This window comes from Kitasatospora sp. P5_F3 (assembly GCF_054049135.1).
The window spans coordinates 134,630-141,898 of the sequence record NZ_JBFUMY010000024.1 but is presented as its reverse complement, the minus strand read 5'-3'; the positions used below and the strand labels follow the sequence as shown (position 1 = coordinate 141,898).

The window sequence follows — 7,269 nt, the reverse complement described above, 5'->3', positions numbered from 1 at the left end:
AGGATCATCTGGGTGCCGTCGGAGCCGACCGCGATGGCCTTCACCAGCGGGTCGCTCTCCTTGGTCCAGTTGTAGAGGCCGATGCTGTTCTTGGCGTAGACCGTGCCGTCGTTGTCGAGGATCATCTGGGTGCCGGCGTTGGTGGAGATCGCCTGCACGCGGGCGTCGCTCTCCTGGGTCCAGTTGTAGAGGCCGATGCCGTTCTTGGCATAGACCGTGCCGCCGTTGTCCAGGATCATCTGGGTGCCGTCGGAGCCGACCGCGATGGCCTTCACCAGCGGGTCGCTCTCCTGGGTCCAGTTGTAGAGGCCGATGCTGTTCTTGGCGTAGACCGTGCCGTCGTTGTCCAGGATCATCTGGGTCCCGTTGGAGGCGACGGCGATGGCCTGGACGCGGGCGTCGCTCTCCTTGGTCCAGTTGTAAAGGCCGATGCCGTTCTTGGCCAGGACCGTGCCCGCACTGTCCAGGATCATCTGGACACCACCGTTGGTGGAGATCGCCTTGACGCCCGGGTCGCTCTCCAGGGTCCAGTTGTAGAGCCCGATGCTGTTCTTGGCCAGGACCGTGCCGGTGCTGTCCAGGATCATCTGGGTGCCGTCGGAACCCACCGCGATGGCCTTGACGCCGGGGTCGCTCTCCTGCGTCCAGTTGTAGAGCCCGATGCTGCTCTTGGCCCACACGACGCCGTTGGTGTCGAGGATCATCTGGGTGCCGCCGCCGGTCGCCACTGCTGTGACGAGCGGGTCGCTCTCCTTGGTCCAGTTGTAGAGGCCGATGCTGTTCTTGGCGTACACCGAGCGGTAGTTGGCGGTGGCGTTGTTGTTGGAGGTGAAGGTGCCGCCCCCGTAGGTGTGGTTCTGGCCGTCGATCTCGTTGGCGATCATGCTGATCGTGTAGGTGCCGTTGGTCAGGACCGTCGTGTCGAGTGCGTACGGGTAGTTGGCGGCGCCGCCGCCGGCGCGCACCTCGCTGCGGTAGCCGTTGGGGCCGGTGATCACGTAGTCGAGCCAGTTGATGACGCCGCTCTGGGTGGGGTGGGAGGTCAGGTTCACGGTGCCCGACAGGCTCTGGCCCGAGTCGAAGCCCCACAGGGTGACGTTGAAGCCGGCTGGTATCGCCGGTGCGACGGTGCCCATCCGGTAGTAGCCGATGACGTGGCCGCTGGGCGGCGTCCAGGAGTGGTGGCCGACCATTCCGTAGGAGACGTAGTTGGAGTCGACGACGTCGAAGCTGCCGTCGTGATTGTTGGCGACGACGATCGCGGTGTGCAGCTGATCACCGTCGTAGGTGCCCTCCTGGATGATGTCGCCCTTGACCGCGGTCGAGGCGGTCACCTGGGTGCCACCGGCGTCGAGGTAGCTCTTCTGGTAGTTGCCGCTGGGGTCGACCGGCCACTGGGAGTTGCCGCTGACCATGTAGACGATGCAGTTGACGAACTGCTTGCACTGGGCGCCGCCGCTCTGATGGGCGTCGCTGCAGGCGTTGCTGCCCGAGCCGCCCAGGTAGCTGAGTGCCTTGTCCGCGAGGTTGGCGTTGGCATACGAGCCGACGGCGTGCGCGGTGCCGGCGCCCATCAGCGGAGTGGCGAGCGCGGCGATCGTGGTGGAGACGAGGGCGGCGACGGAGAGGCGGCGGGTGCTGGTGAGGAACTTCATGGGGAACTCCAAGCAGGCTGGTGGGGGGTGGTGCTCAGGAGAGGTGCAGTGCGGCCGTGTACCGGGCCAGGGCGGACGCGTCCAGCGCCCGCAGGATCAGGCCGTTCGCCTTGACCAGGGCGTCCTGTGGCCCGTCGGCCCGCAGGAAGAGGAGCATGTCGATGCCGGTGGGGGTGTCCAGGGCGCGGATGTGTTCGAGTCCGAACTCCGGTGTGGCGTGCGCCCACAGGGCGTCCTCGATCGTCCGTGCGGCGGCCTCGGTGCCGGGTGCGCGGTTGCCGTCCACCAGGGTCGCCCGGACGATCACCACGGCGATCAGCCCTGACCGGAGATCTGGTCGGTGGCGGGCGCGATGTCCCAGCCGATCGCGTCCCAGCCGATCGCACCGGGCGTGGTCGGAGGCCCGTCCCAGCCGATGGCCGGAGACGCCGCGGTGACGGTCCCGGCCGCGGTGGCGGCGAACGTCCTGAAGCGGCCCGGCCGCTTCAGGACGCGAGCGGGGCCGAGCGGGGCCGGCGCCTGTCATGTGCCTTGTGAAGTCGTAGCCCCACTGCGATGATGTCCGCGCGTGCCGCAGGGCGGCAGCGGGGGGTTCGAGGACAGTTGCGGGGGCTGCCGTCGTGCTGGACATGCTCGGTTTGGACTGTGCGTCACAGGCCGTCTATCAGGCCATGCTCACCGACCCGCAGAGCGGCGTACCGGAGCTCTGCCTGCAGCTGGGCATGACCGAGGCCGCCGTCCGTGAGGCCCTGGACCGGCTGGCCGACCTGCAACTGCTGCGCGCCTCGCTCGAGGTGCCGGGTGCGATGCGTCCGGTCAGCCCGGAGCTGGGCCTTGAACTGATCCTGCGCCGCGAGGAGCAGGCCCTGCTCCATCGGCAGCGGGAACTCGAACTCAGCAGGGTCGCCGCGGCSCGGGCCATCGCCGAGTACAGCGGCTTGCGGCCGAACACGTCGGCGGAGTCCTCGGAGCGGCTGGTCGGGCTCGACGCCATCCAGGCGAAGCTGGAGGTGCTGGCCAAGGAGCTCTCCGGCGAATGCCTGGCGGTGATACCCGGCGGAGCCCAGTCCCGGGCCAGCCTGGAAGCCTCCCGCCCGCTCGACGAGGAGGCGCTGCGGCGCGGGGTCGCGCTGCTGAGCCTCTATCAGGACAGCGTCCGCCACGACCCCGCGACCCTCGCATACGCCCGCTGGATGACCGACACCGGCGGTCTGGTCCGCACCTGCCCGACCCTCCCGCCGCGCATGCTGGTCTTCGACCGCACGGTCGCCCTGGTCCCGATCGACCCCGCCAACTCGCGCCTCGGCGCCCTGTGCACCCGCGAGCCCGGGATCGTCTCCTCGCTGGTCGCGCTCTTCGAACAGACCTGGCAGTCGGGCGTTCCGCTCGGCGCCGACCGCACTCCCGACGCCGACACCGGCTTGAGCGCCGCCGAACGGGAGCTCCTCAAGCTGCTCGCCTCCGGTATGACGGACGACGTCGCCGGCCGTAATCTCGGCATCTCGGCCCGCAGTATCCGCCGCCAGATGGCCGCCCTGATGGAGCGCCTCGACGCCTCCAGTCGCTTCGAGGCGGGCCTCAAGGCCGCCCAGCGCGGGTGGCTCTGACAATCACCCTTGTGTGTCTGGTGGGCGACTCGCCAGGTTGGCGGGCCCGTTGCTTTTGCACCGTATGACCTCGATGCCGATTCCCTGCGCCTGACATCCGCCCGGACCGGCACCCGCGAGATCGACGCCCGTCGCGGTGCGCTGAACACGCAGAAGGGCGGGCCCGTACCTGGGCCGCCCTTCTGTCGGAGCGTCAGATGACGGTCTCGGCCTCGACGTAGCGCTCGGCCGGGACGGTCTTCAGGTCGGCCACCGCGTCGGCCAGCGGGACCAGCTTGATCTCGGTGCCCTGGAGCGCGGTGATGTGGCCGAAGGCGCCCTTGTGGGCGGCCTCGACGGCGTGCCAGCCGAACCGGGTGGCGAGCACGCGGTCGTACGCGGTCGGGGTGCCGCCGCGCTGGGTGTGGCCGAGGATGACCGGCTTGGCCTCCTTGCCGAGGCGGTGCTCCAGCTCGCGGGAGAGCTGGTTGGCGATGCCGGTGAACCGCTCGTGACCGTAGATGTCCTTCACACCCTCCTCCCAGTGCATGGAGCCGGGCTCGGGCTTGGCGCCCTCGGCGCAGACCACGATCGCGAACTTCTTGTTCCGGTCGAAGCGTTCGCGGACCACCTCGGTCAGCTTGTCGATGTGGAACGGCCGCTCGGGCACCACGATCGCGTGCGCACCGGCGGCCATGCCCGCGTTCAGCGCGATCCAGCCGGTGTGGCGGCCCATCACCTCGACCACCATGACCCGCTGGTGCGACTCGGCGGTGGTCTTCAGGCGGTCCAGCGCGTCGGTGGCCACCGAGACCGCGGTGTCGAAGCCGAAGGTCACGTCGGTGCAGGCGATGTCGTTGTCGATGGTCTTCGGGACCCCGATCACCGGCAGCCCGCCGTCGCTCATCAGCTTGGCGGCCTTCAGGGTGCCCTCGCCGCCGATCGGGATCACCGCGTCGATGCCGAGGTCCGCGCAGTACTGCTTGGCCCGCTCGACGCCGTCCCGCAGGTGGCTCGGCTGGACCCGGGAGGAGCCGAGGATGGTGCCGCCCTGGGCGAGGATGCCGCTCACCGAGTCGATAGTGAGCGGGCGGTGGACGCCCTCCAGGAGACCGCGCCAGCCGTCCTGGAACCCGATGATCTCGTCGCCGTGGTCGACCACCCCCCGGTGGACCACGGAACGGATCACAGCGTTCAGGCCAGGGCAGTCACCGCCGCTGGTCAGCACACCAATACGCATTGCTTTGCAACTCCCGAGCAGTACGGACGGCCGGACTTCCACCATACGGCGGCCGGGTCCGACCGGTCAGGCACCGATGTGGGCCGGGTCACCTTTGACCCGGCCCGTGTGGTCATGCGCCGGACGCCTTAGGAGGGTGTGCGTCCGGCTCTTCCATTCTCGTACGGATTCCGGGGGTTGTTGACCCCCGGTTCAACCCGTGGACAGCTCAGGCGGGCTGACGGGTCGCCGCGATCCGCTCCGCGCGCAGCGCGTCGTACCAGGTGGTGTCGGCCGGGGGCAGTGCGTTCACGTCCAGCGCCAGCTTGATCAGCATGTCGGCGACGGCGGGGTTACGGGCCATCACCGGGCCGTGCAGGTAGGTGCCGAAGATGGTGTCGCGCCAGGCGCCCTCGGTGCCGTCGCCGGTGCCGTTGCCCCGGCCGACCTGGACCTGGGCCAGCGGCTTGACGCCCTGGCCGAGGTGGGTGATGCCCTGGTGGTTCTCGAAGCCGGTGAGCTGAGGGAGGTTCAGCTGAGGGTCCGTCTCCGCCAGCACGTCGCCGACGCAGCGGGCGCCCTCGCCCCGGCCGGTCCAGACGTCCAGCAGGCCGAGGCCCGGCTGGCGCTCGCCCCGGTCGTTGAGGAACTCGTGGCCGAGGATCTGGTACCCGGCGCAGACCGAGAAGATGATCGCGCCGTTCTCGGCCGCCCGGACCAGGCCCTGGTCCGCCGCGAGCCGCTCGGCCGCCAGCCGCTGCGGGCGGTCCTCACCGCCGCCGATCAGGTAGATGTCACCGCTGGTCGGCACCGCCTGGTCCGAACGGACATCGATCCGCTGGACGTTCAGGCCGCGCAGGCGGGCCCGGCGCTCGACCACCAGCGCGTTGCCGCGGTCGCCGTAGGTGCTCAGCAGGTCCGGGTAGACCCAGACCAGGCGCAGGCTGCTCTCGCTCATCCTCTGGGACCTTCCGGACTGCGGCCGCGGCTGGGGCGGCTCGGTGGGGTACGCGGGCTGCTGCGGCGCGCCGGGGTGGACGGGCTGCTGGTAGGGGTTCTCCTGGAACGGGGGAGTCGCCATCAGTTCGCCACCGCCTTGCGCAGCTGCTGGAACGCCGTGTAGTTGGCGATCGCCTCGATCCGTCCGGGCGGGGCGGCCCGGACCGCCTGCTCCAGGGTGTCCACCACCTGGAACTGAAGGCCCGCCACCTCCAGCCGGACCGCCAGGTCCAGCTTGCGCTGGCCCATCACGAAGATCGGATGGCCGGACAGCCGCTCGTAGTCGACGTCCCACAGCCAGGAGGTGTCGGTGCCGTCCGCGTCCAGCGCGTTGACCGAGAGGATCACCGGGGCCGGCGGCTGGTCGATCAGCGAGAAGGTCTCCAGCCAGCCGGCCGGGTTCTTCGCCAGCAGCAGCCGGACGTCGCGGCCCAGGTACTGCACCACGTCGTAGCGCCCGGCGACCGCCGTGACGGCCTGCATCCGCTGGAGCGCGACCTGCGGGGCGACGCCGAAGACGGCGGCCACCGCGGCCGAGCTGGTCGCGTTGGCCAGGTTGGCCCGGCCCGGGAGCTGGAGCTGGATCGGCCAGGCGCCGCGCTGCGGGTCGATCACGTGGGTGCCCTGGAGCGCCCAGTGCGGCTGCGGACGGCGGAAACCGCAGTCCTGGCAGAACCAGTCGTCGCCCGGACGCTGCATCACACCACCGCAGGACGGGCAGGACCAGGCGTCCTCCTTCCACGCCTGACCGGCGGCCACCCAGACCACCTTGCGGCAGGACGAGGCGGCCCAGGTCACCAGCGGGTCGTCCGCGTTCGCGATGATCACCGCGTCGGTGTCCTGGAGACCCTCGCGCCACTTCTCGGCCATCATCCGGGTCTCGGCGGCGCGGTCCAGCTGGTCGCGCGAGAGGTTGAGCAGCGCTATGGCCTTCGGCCGGGTGTCGCGGGCGACGCCGGCCAGGTACTTCTCGTCCACCTCGATCACGCCGAAGCGGGCCTCGCTGCCACCGGCGAGGGCGGCGGTGATCCCGGCGGGCATGTTGGCGCCGAGGGCGTTGGAGACCACCGGGCCTGCGGCGCGCAGCGCCTCGGCGATCAGACGGGTGGTGGTGGTCTTGCCGTTGGTCGCGCTCACCAGCACCACGTCGAGGTGGTCGGAGAGGGTCGCCAGCAGGTCGGGGTCGAGCCTGAGGGCGATCTTGCCACCGATCACCGAGCCACTGCCCCGGCCGGCCTTCTGCGACAGGGCCGCGGCAACGCGGCCGGCCGTCACGGCGATCTTGGCACGGGCGGGCAGCGAGGCGTCGCGTACGGCTGCGGCTTCCGAATCGGGGCCTGGCATGCTCTGTGGTTCCTCCTTGCTGCGGCGCCGCTTGCGCGGCAGAACGGGGCCAGCCTACCGACTCTCTGTCAGCTGACCGCGCAGGGTGTCGCAGACCGGGCGCCCGGAGGCCCCGGAAGGCGACTGTGGGGAGCGCGCCGGGGTCGTTACCGGGCGGCGTTCGGGGTCCCAGGAGCCGTGGATCATGGCCGGAATCCGGCCGGGGAGCTGCCCGGTGCCGAACGGCTGGAGTGTGCGGATGCCGGTGGTGCGGTCGTACTTGACCAGCGCGCGGTTGCCGATGCCGAGGTCGTCGAGGAAGGAGAGTGCGTACTGATACTGGTGCTCGCGGCCGGCGAACGCGTCGTTGACGGTCGGGAACTCGACCGTCAGGTCGTCGGTCCGCTCCGCTGTGACCCGGCCGGTGGCCAGGTCCACTGTCTACCGGGTGGTGTGGGCGCCGGAGTTGGGTTCGGCGCTGCGGTCG

General features: G+C 70.3%; 7 protein-coding genes. 1 reads left to right on the top strand and 6 read right to left on the bottom strand.

Going from position 1 to position 7,269, the window contains the following annotated elements:
• Both ACXJMZ_RS16835 and ACXJMZ_RS16830 read right to left on the bottom strand, forming a co-directional pair.
• The coding region (locus tag ACXJMZ_RS16835) for a hypothetical protein (protein WP_457030857.1) at nucleotides 1-1,655 on the bottom strand (1,655 nt) is incomplete at its 3' end.
• Between the two features lie 34 nt (nucleotides 1,656-1,689).
• A complete protein-coding gene (locus tag ACXJMZ_RS16830) occupies nucleotides 1,690-1,965 on the bottom strand; it encodes a hypothetical protein (protein WP_457030856.1) in 276 nt (91 codons plus the stop codon).
• A gap of 319 nt (nucleotides 1,966-2,284) precedes the next feature.
• Here ACXJMZ_RS16830 and ACXJMZ_RS16825 point away from each other — a divergent pair, with 319 nt between their 5' ends.
• Complete coding sequence (locus ACXJMZ_RS16825) at nucleotides 2,285-3,262, top strand: helix-turn-helix transcriptional regulator (RefSeq protein ID WP_457030855.1); 978 nt, start codon at nucleotides 2,285-2,287, stop codon at nucleotides 3,260-3,262.
• Nucleotides 3,263-3,455: 193 nt separating this feature from the next.
• Here ACXJMZ_RS16825 and ACXJMZ_RS16820 read toward each other — a convergent pair whose 3' ends face one another.
• From ACXJMZ_RS16820 to ACXJMZ_RS16805, 4 genes are all read right to left on the bottom strand, one after another.
• On the bottom strand, nucleotides 3,456-4,481 hold the full coding sequence (locus tag ACXJMZ_RS16820; protein ID WP_057235345.1) for a 6-phosphofructokinase: 1,026 nt from the start codon (nucleotides 4,479-4,481) through the stop codon (nucleotides 3,456-3,458).
• Nucleotides 4,482-4,689: 208 nt separating this feature from the next.
• Nucleotides 4,690-5,418 (bottom strand): type 1 glutamine amidotransferase, encoded by a 729-nt coding sequence (locus tag ACXJMZ_RS16815; protein WP_457030854.1) that lies wholly within the window; start codon nucleotides 5,416-5,418, stop codon nucleotides 4,690-4,692.
• Nucleotides 5,419-5,540: 122 nt separating this feature from the next.
• Nucleotides 5,541-6,803: a MurT ligase domain-containing protein gene (locus tag ACXJMZ_RS16810; protein ID WP_457030853.1), complete on the bottom strand. Its 1,263-nt coding sequence runs from the start codon at nucleotides 6,801-6,803 to the stop codon at nucleotides 5,541-5,543.
• 54 nt (nucleotides 6,804-6,857) lie between these two features.
• Complete coding sequence (locus ACXJMZ_RS16805) at nucleotides 6,858-7,220, bottom strand: carotenoid oxygenase family protein (RefSeq protein ID WP_457030852.1); 363 nt, start codon at nucleotides 7,218-7,220, stop codon at nucleotides 6,858-6,860.
• Nucleotides 7,221-7,269: the final 49 nt, after the last annotated feature.

Bases quoted from the DNA above. Each gene is read 5' to 3' on its own strand.
- ACXJMZ_RS16815 (WP_457030854.1), bottom strand. From the start codon at position 5,418: ATGAGCGAGAGCAGCCTGCGCCTGGTCTGGGTCTACCCGGACCTGCTG.
- ACXJMZ_RS16810 (WP_457030853.1), bottom strand. From the start codon at position 6,803: ATGCCAGGCCCCGATTCGGAAGCCGCAGCCGTACGCGACGCCTCGCTG.
- ACXJMZ_RS16820 (WP_057235345.1), bottom strand. From the start codon at position 4,481: ATGCGTATTGGTGTGCTGACCAGCGGCGGTGACTGCCCTGGCCTGAAC.